Source organism: Bradyrhizobium sp. MI1.11 (genome assembly GCF_055811255.1).
The window spans coordinates 90,776-107,855 of record NZ_JBVVPM010000026.1; the positions used below are offsets into that span (position 1 = coordinate 90,776).

General features: G+C 64.5%; 17 protein-coding genes and 1 pseudogene. 12 read left to right on the forward strand and 6 right to left on the reverse strand.

Annotation, left to right across the window (positions count from 1 at the left end):
• Window positions 1–143 precede the first annotated feature (143 nt).
• The 3 genes from AC0L30_RS24515 to AC0L30_RS24525 all read right to left on the reverse strand — a co-directional run bounded on the left by AC0L30_RS24515 (window position 144) and on the right by AC0L30_RS24525 (window position 2,706).
• Window positions 144–803 carry a hypothetical protein gene (locus AC0L30_RS24515; RefSeq protein ID WP_219683405.1) on the reverse strand — a complete coding sequence of 220 codons (660 nt, stop codon included), beginning with the start codon at window positions 801–803 and terminating at the stop codon, window positions 144–146.
• A 124-nt stretch (window positions 804–927) separates the two neighbouring features.
• Window positions 928–1,617, reverse strand: coding sequence for a class I SAM-dependent methyltransferase (locus AC0L30_RS24520; protein WP_473405380.1), 690 nt, complete (start codon window positions 1,615–1,617; stop codon window positions 928–930).
• A 36-nt stretch (window positions 1,618–1,653) separates the two neighbouring features.
• A complete protein-coding gene (locus tag AC0L30_RS24525; RefSeq protein WP_473405381.1) occupies window positions 1,654–2,706 on the reverse strand; it encodes a glycosyltransferase family 4 protein in 1,053 nt (350 codons plus the stop codon).
• A 273-nt stretch (window positions 2,707–2,979) separates the two neighbouring features.
• On the opposite strand from AC0L30_RS24525, the gene AC0L30_RS24530 reads away from it, so the two are divergent.
• Both AC0L30_RS24530 and AC0L30_RS24535 read left to right on the forward strand, forming a co-directional pair.
• Window positions 2,980–3,681, forward strand: a complete 702-nt coding sequence (locus tag AC0L30_RS24530) for a L,D-transpeptidase (RefSeq protein ID WP_007600803.1) — start codon at window positions 2,980–2,982, stop codon at window positions 3,679–3,681.
• Window positions 3,682–3,782: 101 nt separating this feature from the next.
• Entirely contained in the window at window positions 3,783–4,214 is a 432-nt protein-coding gene (locus AC0L30_RS24535; RefSeq protein WP_473405382.1) for a c-type cytochrome, read from the forward strand.
• A 13-nt stretch (window positions 4,215–4,227) separates the two neighbouring features.
• On the opposite strand, the gene AC0L30_RS24540 is transcribed toward AC0L30_RS24535, so the two are convergent.
• Window positions 4,228–4,623, reverse strand: a complete 396-nt coding sequence (locus AC0L30_RS24540; protein WP_354201104.1) for a nuclear transport factor 2 family protein — start codon at window positions 4,621–4,623, stop codon at window positions 4,228–4,230.
• A 132-nt stretch (window positions 4,624–4,755) separates the two neighbouring features.
• Between AC0L30_RS24540 and AC0L30_RS24545 the strand changes: the two genes are divergently transcribed.
• Complete coding sequence (locus AC0L30_RS24545; RefSeq protein ID WP_354170863.1) at window positions 4,756–5,235, forward strand: Lrp/AsnC family transcriptional regulator; 480 nt, start codon at window positions 4,756–4,758, stop codon at window positions 5,233–5,235.
• 2 nt (window positions 5,236–5,237) lie between these two features.
• Complete coding sequence (locus tag AC0L30_RS24550; RefSeq protein ID WP_007600799.1) at window positions 5,238–5,759, forward strand: GNAT family N-acetyltransferase; 522 nt, start codon at window positions 5,238–5,240, stop codon at window positions 5,757–5,759.
• Here the strand turns inward: AC0L30_RS24550 and AC0L30_RS24555 are convergent.
• Window positions 5,756–6,031: a hypothetical protein gene (locus AC0L30_RS24555; protein WP_473405383.1), complete on the reverse strand. Its 276-nt coding sequence runs from the start codon at window positions 6,029–6,031 to the stop codon at window positions 5,756–5,758. The genes AC0L30_RS24550 and AC0L30_RS24555 overlap by 4 nt on opposite strands.
• Window positions 6,024–6,818 (reverse strand): DUF899 domain-containing protein, encoded by a 795-nt coding sequence (locus AC0L30_RS24560; protein ID WP_473405384.1) that lies wholly within the window; start codon window positions 6,816–6,818, stop codon window positions 6,024–6,026. The genes AC0L30_RS24555 and AC0L30_RS24560 overlap by 8 nt, the downstream gene beginning before the upstream one ends.
• Before the next feature lie 147 nt (window positions 6,819–6,965).
• On the opposite strand from AC0L30_RS24560, the gene AC0L30_RS24565 reads away from it, so the two are divergent.
• The 8 genes and pseudogenes from AC0L30_RS24565 (at window position 6,966) to AC0L30_RS24600 (ending at window position 16,844) form a co-directional block, all read left to right on the forward strand.
• Window positions 6,966–8,186: a helix-turn-helix domain-containing protein gene (locus tag AC0L30_RS24565; RefSeq protein WP_473405385.1), complete on the forward strand. Its 1,221-nt coding sequence runs from the start codon at window positions 6,966–6,968 to the stop codon at window positions 8,184–8,186.
• A gap of 30 nt (window positions 8,187–8,216) precedes the next feature.
• Entirely contained in the window at window positions 8,217–8,855 is a 639-nt protein-coding gene (locus tag AC0L30_RS24570) for a Vgb family protein (protein ID WP_007600795.1), read from the forward strand.
• Window positions 8,856–8,993: 138 nt separating this feature from the next.
• Window positions 8,994–10,562 carry a DUF4403 family protein gene (locus AC0L30_RS24575; protein ID WP_473405386.1) on the forward strand — a complete coding sequence of 523 codons (1,569 nt, stop codon included), beginning with the start codon at window positions 8,994–8,996 and terminating at the stop codon, window positions 10,560–10,562.
• Between the two features lie 134 nt (window positions 10,563–10,696).
• Window positions 10,697–11,836, forward strand: coding sequence for an ABC transporter ATP-binding protein (locus AC0L30_RS24580; RefSeq protein WP_007600793.1), 1,140 nt, complete (start codon window positions 10,697–10,699; stop codon window positions 11,834–11,836).
• Between the two features lie 87 nt (window positions 11,837–11,923).
• Entirely contained in the window at window positions 11,924–12,973 is a 1,050-nt protein-coding gene (locus tag AC0L30_RS24585; protein WP_007600792.1) for an ABC transporter substrate-binding protein, read from the forward strand.
• Between the two features lie 286 nt (window positions 12,974–13,259).
• Window positions 13,260–14,522 (forward strand): annotated as a pseudogene (locus AC0L30_RS24590) (ABC transporter permease).
• Window positions 14,519–15,346: an ABC transporter permease gene (locus AC0L30_RS24595; protein WP_473405387.1), complete on the forward strand. Its 828-nt coding sequence runs from the start codon at window positions 14,519–14,521 to the stop codon at window positions 15,344–15,346. The pseudogene AC0L30_RS24590 and the gene AC0L30_RS24595 overlap by 4 nt, the downstream one beginning before the upstream one ends.
• 283 nt (window positions 15,347–15,629) lie before the next feature.
• Window positions 15,630–16,844, forward strand: coding sequence for an ABC transporter substrate-binding protein (locus AC0L30_RS24600; protein ID WP_473405388.1), 1,215 nt, complete (start codon window positions 15,630–15,632; stop codon window positions 16,842–16,844).
• The last annotated feature ends 236 nt before the right edge of the window (window positions 16,845–17,080 follow it).

The window sequence follows — 17,080 nt, forward strand, 5'->3', positions numbered from 1 at the left end:
TGTGGCGGCGCTCAATTCCACTTCCCCGCACGCTGGGCGAGGCGAAGAAAACGCAGCGGCCGGGCCCAACACGTGGATGCCCGGGACGAGCCCGGGCATGACGCAACCATCAGACATCGGAGGCCTTGGTGAGAACGGCGCGCTCAGGCGTGCTGCTCTTCGAGTGTGGGCTCGCCGATCAGGCCCAGCGTGTGCTCGGGCTTGAGGTGCAGGCCGGGGTCCATCAGCTCGCCGCGCATCAGCGCCAGCGGCGCGTTGCGGTAGAGCATCAGATCGTGGAAGGGGTCGGTCAGGATCTTCGTCATCCAGACGAGGCCGGTCTCGACGTCGCGGATGAAGAACAGGTGCACCGTGCGGAACATCAGACCGCCGCCGCCGACCACGAGCCAGATCTTGGCGACCTGCCGCATGAAGTCGGTCGCGCCCGCCCAGGGCGTGAACAGTCCGAACAGCGTGGGATCAACCAACAGCACCAGTGGCGACAGCGCCCAGATCGACATCAGCACCACCTTGCGCTGAAGGTTGTAGCCGACCTTGATCTCTTCCTTGTGCTCGTGCGTCGCCTGGTTGATCTGGTCGTAGCCGTGCGGCTCGAAGAAGAAGTGACCCGCCTGGCGCGAGGTCATCGAGACCAGCCAGCCGACCAGCGCCGAGATCATGGGGTCGACGAACAGCCAGACATAGGCGAACAAGAAGCTCAGCGCGCTGACGAAGTGCAGGCTCTGATTGATGCGGCTGTGGTGATAGTAGCGGTGGTCGTCCCAGCGCTGGATCCGCAGCTGCTCGAGATAGTTCTTGATCATGCTCTCCCCCAAATGCTTTCGGGTTCAGGATTTACAGAGATTCGATGTAGGCCGTGTGACATCATCATTTTGTCATGTGACGATGCGCAGCGACGCGGTGACGCATGCGACGCGTGAGCTTGGGTTACGCCGCCTTGGCGACGTCGACCTTGCGGAAGCGCACCAGCGAGAAATGACCGAGCGGCGGGATCAGGCGGCGCTCGGCAAGCTCGATGCCGTTGGCGCCGGCGAGCCATTTGGCGTAACGCGACCAGGCGAACTCGGCGGTGCGGAAGCCGAGCGGACGCACCACCGGCTGCAGCTTCTGCTCGATGAAGCGGCGCATGCCGGTATCGGCGCTGACGCGGGTGAGGATGATCAGCTCGCCGCCGGGGCGCAGCACGCGGGCGAATTCGTCCAGCGCGACTTCCGGATTCGGCACGGCCGTGACGACGTATTGCGCCATCACGACGTCGAAGGAATTGTCGGGGAATTCGAGCTTCTCGGCATCCATCACCGCGAGGCCTTCGACGTTGTTCAGCTTGCCCTCGACGACGCGCTGGCGCGCCTTGTCGAGCATCGCCTCCGAGATGTCGGTGCCGAAGATGCGCAGATGCGGCGCGTAGAGCGGCAACGAGATGCCGGTGCCGACGCCGACTTCGAGCACCCGGCCGCCGATCTTGTTGGTGGCCGCGATCGCAGCCTGCCGGCCCTTGGCGAACACGCCTCCGAACACCAGGTCGTAGACCGGCGCCCAGCGGTCATAGGCCTGCTCAACCGTGCCGCGGGTGAGGTCGAGCTGCTGGGTGCCGTCAAGGTTCATGATCTTAGCCATCGATGAGGTTCTCGCTGTGGTTCGAAACGTTTTGGGTCAACCGCGCACCGGCCGACGCGCCATGATCGGCGAGGCGCGCAAGGCACGGCTGGGCTGAAGTGAAGTGAGGTTGCCGACGAACTGGCGCGCGCTGTTTTCCCAGGAGCGCTCCAGCGCGAAATTGCGGCAGGTCTCGCGCGACATGGTGAGCGCGCGCAGGCACGCGGCGCGCAAATCGTGGTCGATCGCGCCGATCGGGTGATCCGCGATGACGTCCTTCGGACCCGTCACCGGAAACGCCGCAACCGGCGTGCCGCAGGCGAGCGCTTCGAGCTGCACCACGCCGAACGTGTCGGTCAGGCTCGGAAACACGAACACGTCGGCGGCGGCGAGATGCGCGGTAAGGTCAGCACCCTTCTTCTCGCCGAGAAACACAACGTCCGGATATTTCTTTTCGAGCGCAACCTTCTGCGGGCCGTCGCCGACGACGACCTTGGTGCCGGGCAGGTCGAGCGAGAGGAACGCTTCCAGGTTCTTCTCCACCGCCACGCGGCCCATCGTCATGAAGATCGGCCCGGGCAGATCGAGCTTCGCCGGAGAGTCGGGATGAAACAGCTCGGTGTTGACGCCGCGGGTCCAGAAGCCGAGCCGCCTGAAGCCGCGCTCGGAGAGCTCCTGCCGCAACGAGGGCGTCGCCACCATGGTCATGGCGGCGGCATCGTGGAAGTGGCGCAGCACGGCGTAGCCGACGCTCGCGGGGATGCCGGTCCGCACCGAGACGTACTCGGGAAAGCGCGTGGTGTAGGAGGTGGTGAAGGCGAGCCGGTTGCGACGGCAATAAGCCCGCGCCGCCCAGCCGATCGGCCCTTCGGTCGCGATGTGCAGCGCCTCGGGCGCCGCCCTCTCGATCCGCCGCGCAATCTCCTTGCCGCTCGGCAGCGCAATGCGCAGCCCCGGATATGTCGGTAGCGGCCACGACCGAAAACCGTCCGGGGTGAGGAAGTCGATCTCGACATCCAATGCCTTGGCCGCGCCAGCCAGCGAGGTCAGCGTCCGGACCACACCGTTGACCTGCGGATGCCAGGCGTCAGTCGCGATTAATACCCGCATGGGGAAATCCCGAGATTTTTATGATTCTCGGCTTTGGACCATCAACCACGGATATTTCAGGCGTGTGACGTCATGGAAGTGTCGGCCCGCTGTTTTGTTCGTTAACGGGTCCGCGCAGCCACGAAACCGTCATGAAACAATCCTTGCCGCCATGAAGCCGTTTTCGGCTTTCCGCGCAAACGTCCCGAAACTTCTTTCCGTTAGTGATTTCCGCAACAGAGCACCGAAACGGTGCCGGGTGACCAAGAAACACCGCGCAAACAGGGGCGACCAATGATCAATCCGGAGACGTTGAAGACTTATTCGCGCGCCGTTGCGTTTGGCGCAGTGGCTGTCACCGCGATCGCGTTCGCCGGCCCGGCCAAGGCCGCGCCTGTGCAGCTCTTCCCCTTCTTCCAGCCGCTGCCGCCGATCGCGGCGCCATACCAGCCTTATCAAGCCACACCCTATCAGGCCGCGCCGTCCGAAGATCAGGACGCCGTCGAAACGCCGGCCCGCTTCCGTCGCCAGACCGTCTCCTACGCAACGCGTGAGGCGCCCGGCACCATCATCATCGATACACCCAACACCTACCTCTATCTGGTGCTCGGCAACGGCCAGGCGATACGCTACGGCATCGGCGTCGGCCGCGACGGCTTCACCTGGTCCGGCACCCAGTCGGTGACCAAGAAGGCCGAGTGGCCGGATTGGACCCCGCCGCCGGAGATGATCGCCCGCCAGCCCTATCTGCCGCGCCACATGGCCGGCGGCCCCGGCAATCCGCTCGGCGCCCGCGCCATGTATCTTGGCGGCACCATCTACCGCATCCACGGCACCAACGCGCCCGACACCATCGGCAAGCACGTCTCCTCCGGCTGCATCCGCCTGACCAATGACGATGTCGCGGACCTCTACTCCCGCGTCAACGTCGGCACCAAGGTCATCGTGCTGCCGATGACGGAACGCCGCGCGGATCTCGGAGCCGCGACGCGGTAAGCGACAGGACATTGTGACGCAAACGGCCCCGGAACCCACCGGGGCCGTTTTCGTTTGCCCTCGGCATCCCCAAGCGCGCGCGTGCTGCGACGCGATCCCCGATGGAGGCGCGAGTGCAATCAAATCCGCAAACGCCGCAAGGCACTTGGCTGCGCGCGATCGTCGGAGCTGGCGCAGTGGCACTGCTGCTGACCGCGCCCGCTTCGCTCGCACAACAGCCGGCGAGCGACGACGCAGCCCAGCAGGCCTTCAACAATTCCTGCCGAACCTGCCACTCGGTGAAAGAGGGCGACAATCGTCTAGGCCCCAACCTCAATAAAGTCGTCGGACGCAAGGCCGGCTCGCTGCCGAACTACAACTATTCCGCGTCGATGAAAGAAGCCGGCTTCGTCTGGGACAAGGACAAACTCATCCGCTTCATGGTCAAGCCGGACGAAGTCGTATCCGGCAACAAGATGCAGCCCTATGGCGGCGTCTCGGCGGAGGAAGCGGCGAAGGTGATTGCCTATCTGGAGGCGATGGGCAGCCAATAGGATCGCGGTGGCGCTACGTATCCGCCGGCTCATACCGTCGCTCCACGTGGAACGATTTCGCGGTAATCAGCCAGGTCCCATTGATGCAGTGGTACGCCAGATAGTCAACGTATTGGAGGACATCGATCCGAATGCTAACTTTCACCATGGCTTGCGCTGACGACGCCAGATCGACCAGCAATATCTCCTGAAGGCGCGGGGCATTCTTCGATTCGGGCGACGCAGTCGACGCCAGCATCGTCCTGTAGTCGCGAACGGGCAGGATCCGCAATTCGGCGTCGCGAAATCCATGGAGTTGCGCAGTCGGTGCAAAGACGCGGTCGAATTGCGAAACGTCATTGTCGTACATCAGCACAAAGTAGCGTTCGACGGCCTCCAGCAGAGGCGCAAGGTTCGGGCTCTCGGTCATGGCTCGCTCCATCAGCAGCAAAGTCGGAGCAATCCATCCCACGGAAAGCCGAGGCGTGTCCTTGCGAACTAGGCTAATCTCGAAGCCTCCGGCGCAACATTGCGCCCTTCTTGATCAAACGGGATGCGGTTCATGCCAAAATGCGAGCTGGATGCGATCGACCGGCGCATCGTCACCGAACTCCAGACCAACGCGCGACTGAGCAACATCGAACTGGCAGACAAGGTCGGATTGTCCCCGTCACCCTGCCTGCGACGGGTGCGACGGCTGGAGCGCGACGGCTATATCGACGGTTACCGCGCCTCCCTCCGGCGCGGCCGCCTCGGGCTCGGCTTCTCGGCCTTTCTCGGCGTCAAGATCAACGGCCATGCCAACGACCAGGCGCTGAGCTTCGAAAGGACAGTCGTTGCCATGCCCGAGGTCGTTGCCTGTCACCTCGTCTCCGGTGAAGCTGACTACCTCCTCGAAATCGTCGTGCCCGAGCTCGAGGACTACCAGCGCTTTCTCGTCGACAAGCTGCTCAACCTGTCCATCGTGCGAGAGGTTCGCAGCAGCATCGCACTCCAGACGCTCAAGGCCGGCGCACCCCTGCCGCTGGCACATCTCGCATAACCATGATCAGACTGCTGACACCAGCCGACGCCGCGCTCTACCGCCCCGTCCGGCTGGAGGCGCTCGCGAGCAATCCCGAGGCTTTCACCAGCACGCTTGAACGCGAACAAGACAAGCCACTCGCATGGTTCGAGGAGCGCCTCGCGATATCGGACGTGTTCGGCGCGTTCATCGCGGGCGAGCTCGTGGGGACCGCCGGCTTCCGCCGGGAGGACGGCGCGAAGACCGCACACAAGGGGGTGCTCTGGGGCATGTATGTGCGGTCGCGGGCACGGAAGTCCGGCACAGGGAGGCTCCTCGTCAACGCGGTCGCGGCGCATGCCGCAAAGCGCGTCGAGCAGCTTCATCTCGTCGTCGTCAGCGACAACGAGGCCGCGTTGCGGCTCTACGTGGCCGCAGGATTTGTCGAATACGGCCGCGGGATGAAGGCGCTGAAATACAATGGCCGATATTACGATGAGACCCTGATGGCCATGTTCTTCGACGGAAGCGACGCGGCCGCGGTGACGCGGCGGCCGTCTTAACGACCAACCGCCCTCCACCGCTCCGCAATCAGCCTCAGCCACGCCGCCGAATGAAACGCGCTCATCAGCAGATACATCGGCACCATCCCGCCGAGCATCGCCCCATGTCCGGAGCCGCACAGCATGTCCGCCGGGCCATCGACCATGGCCGTCAGCACGGCCATGATCGCGAAGGTCGGCGTGGCCGCCAGCCCGAGCCATCTGGCGAGGTGGCGCGCGGCCACCACGCCGTTGCGGCTCGCGCCGGCAGTTGCGCTGACGGGACTAGTCACGTCCTTCAGCCGCCTCTTCACGAAAAGCTTTCTCGCCGGCGGTCGAGATCTCGACCCATTTCTTGTCGGGTGCCGCACCTTCGGTGTAGCTGTCGTGCCAGTTCCACCATTTGTAGGTTAGCGTTTGCGGATAGCCCTTCGGTGAATCCTCCCAGACCTCCTGCCGTCCCAGCGGCGTGATGTCGAGGTAATTCCAGGTGCCACCCATCTGCTCGTCGCCGCGGCTCTTGACGAAATAGGTGCGGAAAATGCGCGTCCCGTCGCGGAAGAACACGTTGGTCCCGTGCCATTCGTCGACGCCGAAATCCGCATCGAAACTGTCGGTGACGGTGACCCATGGCATGGTCCAGCCCATCCGCTGCTTCAGCCTGATGATATCGCCCTGCGGCGCGCGCGAGGCGAACACCAGCGTGGTGTCGCGGGCATTGAGATGCGCGACATGGGCGACCTGGTCGGCGACCATGGAGCAACCCCGGCAGGCATGATCGGGCCAGCCGAACACGCCCGGCTCGAAGAAGGCGCGGTAGACGATCAGCTGCCGCCGGCCCTGGAACAGGTCGTGCAGACTGACCTTGCCGCTGGGCCCCTCGAACGCATAGGTTTTGGTGACTTCCATCCACGGCATGCGCCGGCGCTCGGCGGCCAGGGCGTCGCGGGCACGGGTTTGCGCCTTTTCCTTCACGAGCAGTTGCTGACGGGCGGCCTCCCAGTCCTGCGGCGACACCACCGGCGGTGTTTGCATGGCGGCTTGTCCGTTATTTCCTGCGTTGTCAGCTGATGTCATCATGGCTCTCCAACCTTTCCCAGGCGGCCGTTCCGTATCTCGCTATGCAAGATGCGGAACCGCTCGCCCCTCGCCGCACATTGTCGGCCGTCAACGATCTCTCGCACCGGACGGTTGCGTGGTGGGAGTAACAAGTGTGGCGGGATTTGAATGGAGTCGCTGATCACGGCCGCGGCGCGCGCGCTCGAAGCCGGCGATCCGCTCGGCGCGCTGAACCGCGTTGCGCTGCGCAACGATGCACCTTCGCTGGCGCTGCGCGGCATCGCGATGGCGCAGCTCGGCGATCTCGCCAAGGCGAAGACGTTGCTGCGCAGCGCCGCACGCGCCTTCGGCCCGAGAGAGGCGGTCGCGCGCGCCAGGTGCGTGGTCGCGGAAGCCGAGATCGCACTCGTCTCGCGCGACCTGAATTGGCCGGCCAACACGCTCGCGGCGGCGCGCGCGACGCTCGCAAGCCACGGTGACCTCGCCAACGCCGCCCATGCGGGTCACATCGAGGCGCGCCGACTTCTCCTTCTCGGGCGCCTCGAAGAGGCCGAGCGCACGCTGGCCGAGATCAACACCACGCCGCTGCCCCCGGCCGCGCAGGTCGCCCGCGAGCTCGTGATCGCCGGCATCGCCATCCGGCGGCTCCGAACGAAGGACGCGCGCGCGGCGCTCGGCCGCGCGGCGAGCGCAGCACGGCAGGCCGGCATTGCAGCGCTTGCAGCCGAGGTCGAAAGCACGAGCCGCGTGCTCGACACGCCCGCAGCGCGCCTGATCACGCGCGGGCACGAACGGCCGTTACTGCTCGAGGAGGTCGAGGACCTCGCGACATCGGAGGCGCTCGTGGTGGACACGTTCCATCACGCGGTTCGCAGGCAGGGCATCCTCGTGCCGCTCGGAACGCGGCCGGTGCTGTTCGCGCTGGCCCGCATCCTGGCGCAGGCCTGGCCCGCGGACGTCTCGCGGGAAACGTTGATCACGGGCGCGTTTCAGGCAAGGCACGTCGACGAATCGCATCGCGCCCGGCTGCGCGTCGAAATCGGACGGCTCCGCGCAAAACTCAAGCCTCTCGCCGATGTCAGCGCGACCAGGCAAGGTTTTGCGCTGACGCCGCGCAACACGCGGCAGGTTCTCGTCCTCGCACGGCCCGTCGAGGAAAAGCACGCCGCCGTGCTCGCCTTCCTCTCCGACGGCGAGCCCTGGTCGAGCTCGGCGCTCGCGCTGGCGCTGGGAACGAGCGCGCGCACCGTGCAACGGGCCCTCGAAGAGCTGGCGCGATCGAACAAGGTACAGTCCTTCGGACACGGACGGGCGCGGCGCTGGATGACGCCGCCCGTGCCGGGTTTCCCGACAGGCTTGTTACTCCCCGGACCGCTCCTGAAGACGTAAAGTGGGATTCACACCACAGGGACCGAGCAGATGAAACGTTCAGCCGCCGAGATCGTCAGGGAATACGGGCCCTATGCTGGCGTCGAAGCCGTGCACGGCGTCACCTATGACGGCAGCCATATGTGGTTCGCATCCGGCGACAAATTGAACGCAGTCGACCCGGCCGATGGCAAGATCACCCGCTCCATCGATGTCGCTGCGCATGCGGGAACGGCGTTCGACGGCCGCCACCTGTTCCAGATCGCCGAGGACCGCATCCAGAAGATTGACGCTGCGACCGGCAAGGTGCTCGCCACCATCCCTGCACCTGGCGGCGGCGGCGATTCCGGACTGGCCTGGGCCGAGGGCTCGCTCTGGGTCGGGCAGTATCGGGAACGCAAGATCCATCAGGTCGATCCCCAGACGGGAAAAATTCTCCGCACCATCGAAAGCAAGCGCTTCGTCACCGGCGTGACCTGGGTCGAGGGCGAGCTCTGGCACGGCACCTGGGAAGGCGAGGACAGCGACATCAGGCGGATCGACCCTGATACGGGCAAGGTGCTGGAGCAGCTCGACCTGCCCGCCGGGACGATGGTGTCAGGATTGGAGTCCGATGGCGGCGACCGCTTCTTCTGCGGTGGCGGAGATCGCGGCAATGTGAGAGCGGTGCGCCGTCCGAAGCGCAGCTAGGGTGCGCCATGACGAATGCGCGACAATTGCGCGTTCGCAGCCGTTAATATGTTTGCCCCAATTCCACCCCATCGGTGGGCTCTAGCGCCCTCCTCGCCTGCCCTGTAGACTTCTGCCCTGGGGCGGCCTGGGGGATTGATGCGACTGACGCTGAACTTGAAAACTGTCCTGATCGCCGTCGCGGTGCTCGCGGCGTCGTTTTTCATCAGCCTCAAGGCGATGGACTGGCTGTCGCCGCGGGCGACGAATTCCGCGCCGCCGGTCGCGCAATTGCCGCCGCTGCCGCCGGTCTCGAAGAGCTCGATCGTGGTGGCGCCGGTCGCCATCGCGCTGTCGGCGATCCGCGAGCAGGCCGAGAAGGCCGCTCCGCGCAATTTCGCCGGCAAGGCCGAGAACCCGATCTCGCAAATCCTGGAGAACGGCGACATCGGCTGGTCCGCCGTGCGCGGGCCGATGTCGGCTGTCGGCGACAAGGACGTGCTGACGATCTCGACGCCGCTCACGGGCAAGCTGAATGTGACGGGCTCGCTGTCGTCGAAAGCCACCGGCGCGCTCGGCGAGGCGCTCGGCAGCGTGCTCGGCGGCAATGCCGCGAAACAGATCGGCGCGGTCAACATCAAGAATCTGAACGCCAGCGCCGAGATCAAGGGCGACGTCGTCGTCACCTCGCGGCCGAAGCTCGCGGCCAACTGGCATCTCGAGCCCAATCTCGGCGCCCAGGTCAATCTTGGCGATACCAACCTCAACATCTCCGGCGCCAAGGTCAACGTACCTGCGCAGGTAAAGCCGCTGATCGACAAGACCGTCGGCGAACAAATCAACGCCGTCTCCGAACGCATGCGCAACGATCCGACCTTGCGGGAGAACGCGAAGCTGCAATGGGCCAAGGCCTGCCGCTCGATCCCGCTGCAGGGCTCGGGCTCCTCGGCCGCGCTGCCGCCGCTCTGGCTGGAGATGAAGCCGATCCGCGCCATCGCCGCGCAGCCGCGCGTCGACGCGCAGGCCGTGACGCTGCTGATGGGCCTGGAAGCGGAGACGCGCGTCACCTCCACGCCGACCAAGCCCGACTGCCCGTTCCCCGACAAGATCTCGATCGTGCCGCCGACCGGCACCGGCGTGAACATCGGCGTACCCATCGACGTGCCCTTCACCGAGATCAACAAGCTGATCGCGGCGCAGATGGTCGGCCATACCTATCCCGAGGATGGCTCCGGTCCCGTGGACGTCACTGTGAAAAGCGTCAACGTGATCCCGTCGGGCGAGCGCCTCCTGATCTCGCTGCTGGTGCGCGCCAAGGAGAAGAAGAGCTGGCTTGGTCTCGGCGCCGAAGCGACCGTGCACATCTGGGGCCGGCCGATGCTCGACCAGGCGCAGCAGACGCTGCGGCTCGCCGACATCCAGCTCGCGGTGGAGTCCGAGGCGGCCTTCGGCCTGCTGGGTGCCGCGGCGCGCGCGGTGGTGCCGCAGATGCAGCAGGCGCTGGTGCAGAAAGCGACAATCGATCTGAAGCCGATTGCCGCCAATGCACGCGAGAAGATCGCAGCCGCGATCGCCGATTTCCAGAAGAGCGAGGACGGCGTCAAGGTCGAGGCGAAGATCGACAGCCTGACGCTGGCCGACATCGCCTTTGACTCCAAGACGCTGCGCGTGATCGCGGAAGCTGGCGGATCGCTGAATGTGTCTGTGACGAAACTGTCGGGAATGTAGCGCGCGCCTTTCCTCGACGGGTCCGTGCGCGTCGTTACTTGCGCCGCTGGCATTCTGGTCGGAGGATGCTAAGCTGTTCCTCGCACACTCGGACGAGGTGCCGACAGCACTGTGGCTGATAACGCGAGGACGACATGGAAGCCGGCATGGTCACGCCTGCGCCGGCACTGGTGCGCTTTTCCGGCATTCAGAAGACCTACGATGGCGAGCACCTCGTGGTGAAGAACCTCGATCTCGACATCAGGAAGGGCGAGTTCGTCACCCTGCTCGGTCCGTCGGGCTCGGGCAAGACGACCACCCTGATGATGCTGGCGGGTTTCGAGGTTCCGACCCATGGCGAGATCTACCTCGCGGACCGGCCGATCAAGAATGTGCCGCCGCACAAGCGCGACATCGGCATGGTGTTCCAGAACTACGCCTTGTTTCCGCACCTGACGATTGCGGAGAATATCGCCTTCCCGCTATCCGTCCGCAGCACGAACAAGGCCGAAGCGCAGGATCGTGTCAAAGCGGCATTGCGCATGATCAAGATGGAAAACCTGGCACAGCGCCGGCCCGGACAGCTGTCCGGCGGTCAGCAGCAACGCGTGGCGCTGGCCCGCGCCCTGGTTTTCAATCCGCAACTCGTGCTGATGGACGAACCCCTGGGCGCCCTGGACAAGCGCCTGCGGGAGCAGATGCAACTGGAGATCAAGCAACTGCACGAGACGATGGGCATCACCGTCGTCTACGTCACCCACGATCAAAGTGAAGCGCTCACCATGTCGGACCGCATCGCCGTATTCAACGACGGCATCGTGCAGCAGATCGACAAGCCCGACAGGCTGTATGAGCATCCGGTGAACAGCTTCGTCGCCCATTTCATCGGCGAGAACAATGTGCTGGCCGGCACCGTCGAGACGGTCGAGAAAGATTATTGCCGCGTTGCGCTGGCTGGCGGCGGCGCCGTGACCGCACGAGCGGTCAACGTATCAGGCGCGGGCGCATCGACCTCGCTGTCGGTGCGGCCGGAGCGGATCGCTATTATCCCGAATGGCACCTCCAGCGACGAACCGAACCGACTGCCGGCCAAGGTGCAGAACACCATCTATCTCGGCGACCACGCGCTGGCCGTGCTCGACGTCGCCGACAACAGGGAGTTTATGGTCAAGCTTCAGCCGGGGACGCATGACAGCCTGAGAGCTGGCAGCCTTACAGCTGGCAGCCTGAGACCTGGCGATGACGTGTTCATCACCTTCCGCCCGGAGGACTGCCTCGCCCTCGATCCCGTCTGATCCAACCATGCAGCAACGCTCCAACGCGGGCGGACCTACATCGACCAAGCTCAACGCAAGTCACGTGAAGAAGAAGGAACAAAGACCATGCTGAAGCGCAAGATTGTACTGGGGTTCGCCGCGGCATTCGCCGCCAGCGCGGCGCTGGCCACGGTCGCGCAGGCGCGTGACCTCACCGTCGTGTCGTGGGGCGGCGCGTATCAGGATGCCCAGAAGAAGGTCTATTTCGAGCCGTTCAAGAAAGCGACCGGTGTTGCGATGAACGACGAGTCCTGGGACGGCGGCGTCGGCGTGTTGCGCGCCAAGGTGCAGGGTGGTGCCGCCACCTGGGACGTCGTGCAGGTCGAGAGCGACGAACTGGCGGTTGGCTGCGAGGAAGGCCTGTTCGAAAAGCTCGACTATTCGAAGATCGGCGGCGAGGCCGCCTATATCCCACCGTCAGTCAACGCTTGCGGCGTCGGCGCCATCCTCTACGATTTCGTTCTCGGCTACGACAAGGACAAGCTGAAGGAGGCTCCCAAAGGCTGGACCGACTTCTTCGACACCAAAAAGATTCCGGGCAAGCGCGCCTTGCGTCAGGGCCCGAAGACCACGCTCGAGATCGCCCTCATGGCCGACGGCGTCGCGCCAAAGGACGTCTACAAGGTGCTGGCGACCGACGAAGGCGTCGAGCGCGCGTTCAAGAAGCTGGACACCATCAAGGGCGACATCGTGTGGTGGAAGGCCGGTGCTCAGCCGCCGCAATTGCTCGCCTCCGGCGAGGTGGCGATGACCTCGGTCTACAATGGCCGCATCGACACCGCGAACAAGAACGAGAAGAAGAATTTCGGCATGGTGTGGGACGGCGCGCTCTTCACCATCGACACCTGGGTGATCCTGAAAGGCAGCCCGAACAAGGACGCGGCCTACAAGTTCCTGGACTTCGTCGGCAAGGCGGAGAACCAGTCGAAACTGTCGGAGAACATTGCTTATGGCACCTCGAACAAGGACGCAGCCGCTCTGCTCGCGCCTGCCGTTCTGAAGGATTTGCCGACAGCACCTGACAACATCAAGAACGCGGTCGAAATCAACGTTGCCTTCTGGCTCGAGAACATCGACCGCCTGACCGAGCGCTTCAACAAATGGGCAGCGAAATAGCGCGCGGCCGAACCGGCGTGCGGCGCGCATTGACAGCAGTTTCGTCGCGGCCATCCTTCGAGACGCCCGCCTTAGGCGGGCTCCTCAGGATGAGGACGTGCGCAGCAGCGACTTCGGAGAGCCTCATCCTGAGGAGACCGCCACCGGGTCCGCGCAAAGCGCGGCCCGATGACAGGCTCCGCGGTCGTCTCGAGGGACGAGGCGCTTGCTCAGATCGCTCCGAAAGGCCGCACGCGATTGCCACAGCCAAAATGACGAGAGATGTCCAGTCACAATGGGGCTCCCGATGACGGCAGCCTCCTCAATCGGCGCCGACGCGTTGGCCAAGGTGCCGCTCAAGCGCCGGCTGAAGCAGGCGGAGCGCGCGCGCCAGACCAAGGCGCTGGCACTCATTCTGCCGCTTCTCGTCTTCCTGCTCTTCACCTTCGCTGGGCCCATCGCCGGCATGCTGTGGCGTGCCGTCGATGACCGGGAGGTGCGTCTGGTTCTGCCTCAGACCATCGCGGCTCTCGCCAGTTGGGACGGCAGGGATCTGCCGGACGAAAAGGCCTACGCGGCGCTGGCAGGCGACATCATGGCGGCGCGCGCTTCCGGCACCATTGCGATTGCGGCCAAGCGGCTCAATTACGCGCTGAACGGGTTCCGTACGATCCTGACCAGCACCGCACGCAATCTGAAGACCGTGCCCGACCCCGGCACGGCGAGGGAGACGCTGGGCAAGATCAACCCGGCCTGGCGCGAACGCGCCACCTAGACCACGATCAAGGACGCCAGTGGTCCCATGACCGGCTTCTATCTTTTGTCGGCGCTCGATCTGACGCGGAACGCGGACGGCACGATCGTCGCAGCCCCGCCGGATCAGGCCATCTACCGCGACGTTTTCGTCCGCACCTTTCTCATCAGCCTCAGTGTCACGGTGCTGTGCCTGATCCTCGGCTTCCCGGTCGCTTACTTGCTGGCGGCGCTGCCGCCCGGCCGGTCGAACCTGCTGATGATCTTCGTCCTGCTGCCGTTCTGGACGTCTCTGCTGGTCCGCACCTGCGCCTGGATCGTGCTGCTGCAGAGCAAAGGCGTCGTGAACGACAGCCTGCTCTGGCTTGGCATCATCGACGCGCCGTTGCGCCTGATCTACAACCGCTTCGGTGTCTGCGTGGCCATGACCCACGTCCTGCTGCCGTTCATGATCCTGCCGCTGTACAGCAGCATGAAGGCGATCTCGCCTGCTTACATGCGCGCCGCCGCCTCGCTCGGCGCGCCGCCGCTCACCGCCTTTCTGCGGATCTACCTGCCTCAGACGCTGCCCGGCATCGGCGCGGGAAGCCTGCTCGTCTTCATCCTGGCGCTCGGCTATTACATCACCCCGGCCCTCGTCGGGGGCGCCGCCGATCAAATGATCAGCTACTTCATCGCGCTCTACACGACCGAGACGGCCAATTGGGGTCTTGCTTCGGCACTGGGTGCGGTGCTGCTGCTCGCCACTATTCTGCTCGCGCTCGTCTACGGAAAGCTGGTGCAGGGACAGCAGGTGACGGGAGGGATGAAGAATTGAGCGACAATTCCTCCATCCGCACGCCGAGCCAGCGTATCGCGTGGACCGCGACCATCGTTATCTCCACGCTGGTGTTCATCTTCCTGATCGCGCCGATCCTTGCGATCATGCCGCTGTCCTTCAGCTCGGGCTCGTACCTCACCTATCCGCTGCCGGGCCTCTCCCTGCGCTGGTACGACGACTTCATCAATTCGCCGCGCTGGATGAATTCGCTGAAGAACAGCATGATCATCGGTGTGGCCTCGACCTTGCTGTCGATGGTGCTCGGCACGCTGGCGGCGCTGGGGCTGGCGCAGTGGAAGAGCCGGTTCAAGCCGCTCGTGCTGGCCTTCGTGCTGTCGCCGGTCGTCGTGCCCGGAGTCATCACCGCGGTTGGTCTCTATTTCTTCTTCGCGCCGATCGGACTGACCGGCAGTTATCTCGGCTTGATCCTGGCTCACACCGCGCTGGCGACGCCCTTTGTGGTGATCACGGTCGGTGCGACGCTGCAAAGCTTCGACACCAATCTGGCGCGCGCCGCCGCCTCGCTCGGCGCCTCGCCGCTTGAGGCGTTCCGCCGCGTGATCCTGCCGCTGATCCTGCCCGGCGTGGCATCGGGGGCCCTGTTCGCCTTCGCGACCAGCTTCGATGAGGTGGTGATCGTGCTGTTCATGGCAGGTCCGGAACAGCGCACCCTGCCCCGCGAGATGTTCAGCGGAATCCGCGAGAACATCAGCCCGACCATCACGGCAGCGGCGGTGATTCTGACAACGGTCTCGGTGATCCTGCTCGCGACTCTGGAAGGCTTGCGCCGACGCAACGAACGGCTGAGGGGCGGCGCGTGAGCTTCTTCCTTCTCCCCTTGCGGGAGAAGGTGGCGCGAAGCGCCGGATGAGGGGTCTCTCTCCGCACCTTCGATTACAGTGAGACTCGCGGAGAGAACCCCTCACCCGTCTCGCCGCTAGCGCGGCGAGCTACCCTCGCCCACAAGGCGAGAGGGCAAAAACACCGCCGCGCCCTGCTTATTTCTCAACCCTCATCTCGCATCCCGGGCTTTGCTCCCGCGTCCGTTTGTCGCTAGAACGTGCCCGCAACAACGCCCAAACAACACGCAAGGGAGAAAACAAAATGCAAAAACTCATCGCCGCTGTCGCGGCCGGTCTCGCGCTCGCCGCCACGTCAGGCGCCGCGCAGGCGCAGATTTCCGACGACGTCGTCAAGATCGGCGTGCTCACGGATATGTCGAGCCTCTATGCGGACGCAACCGGCAAGGGTTCGCTTGCCGCCGTGGAGATGGCGGTCGCCGATTACGGCGCCAAGGTCGCGGGCAAGCCTGTCGCAGTGGTCTCCGCCGATCACCAGAACAAGCCCGACGTCGGCGTCAACATCGCGCGCAACTGGTACGACAACGACAAGGTCGACGCGATCTTCGACGTGCCGACCTCGTCGGTGGCGCTGCCGATCTCGGCGCTGACGCGCGAGAAGAACAAGATCCACATCAATTCCGGCGGCGGCTCATCCGATATCACGGGCGTCGCCTGCTCGCCCAACACGGTGCACTGGACCTACGACACCTATGCGCTGTCGAACGTCGCCGGCAAGGCCATGGTCAAGCGCGGGGAGGACAGCTGGTTCTTCGTCACCGCCGACTACGCCTTCGGCATGGCGCTGCAACGCGACGCCGCCAACGTCGTCAAGGAGAGCGGCGGCAAGGTGCTCGGCGAAGTCCGCCATCCGCTCAACTCGTCGGACTTCTCCTCGTTCCTGCTCCAGGCCCAGGCCTCAAAGGCCAAGGTGGTCGCGTTGGCCAATGCCGGCGGCGACACCACTAACGCCCTGAAACAGGCGGCCGAATTCGGCCTGACGCAGGGCGGCCAGAAGATGATCGCGTTGCTCATGGAGATCACCGACGTTCATTCGCTCGGCATCAAGTCGACGCAAGGCCTGATCATCACCGACGCGTTCTACTGGGACACCAACGAGGAGACGCGCGCGTTCTCCAAGCGCTTCAACGAGAAGGTCGGCCACATGCCGACCATGATCCAGGCGGGGCTCTATTCGGCGACCATGCATTATTTGAAGGCGATCGACGCCATCAAGTCCGACGAGGCACCGAAGGTGATGGAGCAGATGCGCAAAACGCCGGTCAACGACTTCTTCGCCAAGAACGGCAAGATCCGCATCGATGGCCGCATGGTCCACGACATGTATCTGTTCGAGGTCAAGAAGCCCGAGGACTCCAAGGGCGAGTGGGACCTCTACAAGCTGATCGCCACCGTGCCCGGCGACGAGGCCTTCCGCCCGCTCGACAAGGGCGGCTGCCCGCTGGTGAAGGGAAACTAGGGATATTCTCCGTCATTGCGAGCGAAGCGAAGCAATCCAGAAATGCATCCGCGGTGACAGCCTGGATTGCTTCGTCGCAAGAGCTCCTCGCAACGACGGCAGACGAAAAAACGCACGACAGCGCGCCCCGCCAAAAACCGGCGCGCGGGGGTTTTGCGGGGAGAACCCCGGTTCACCGCGGTTTTTTAAAACGGGCTGTTTTTTAGCGGGGCGGTGGGGGGCATGGACAACCGCGG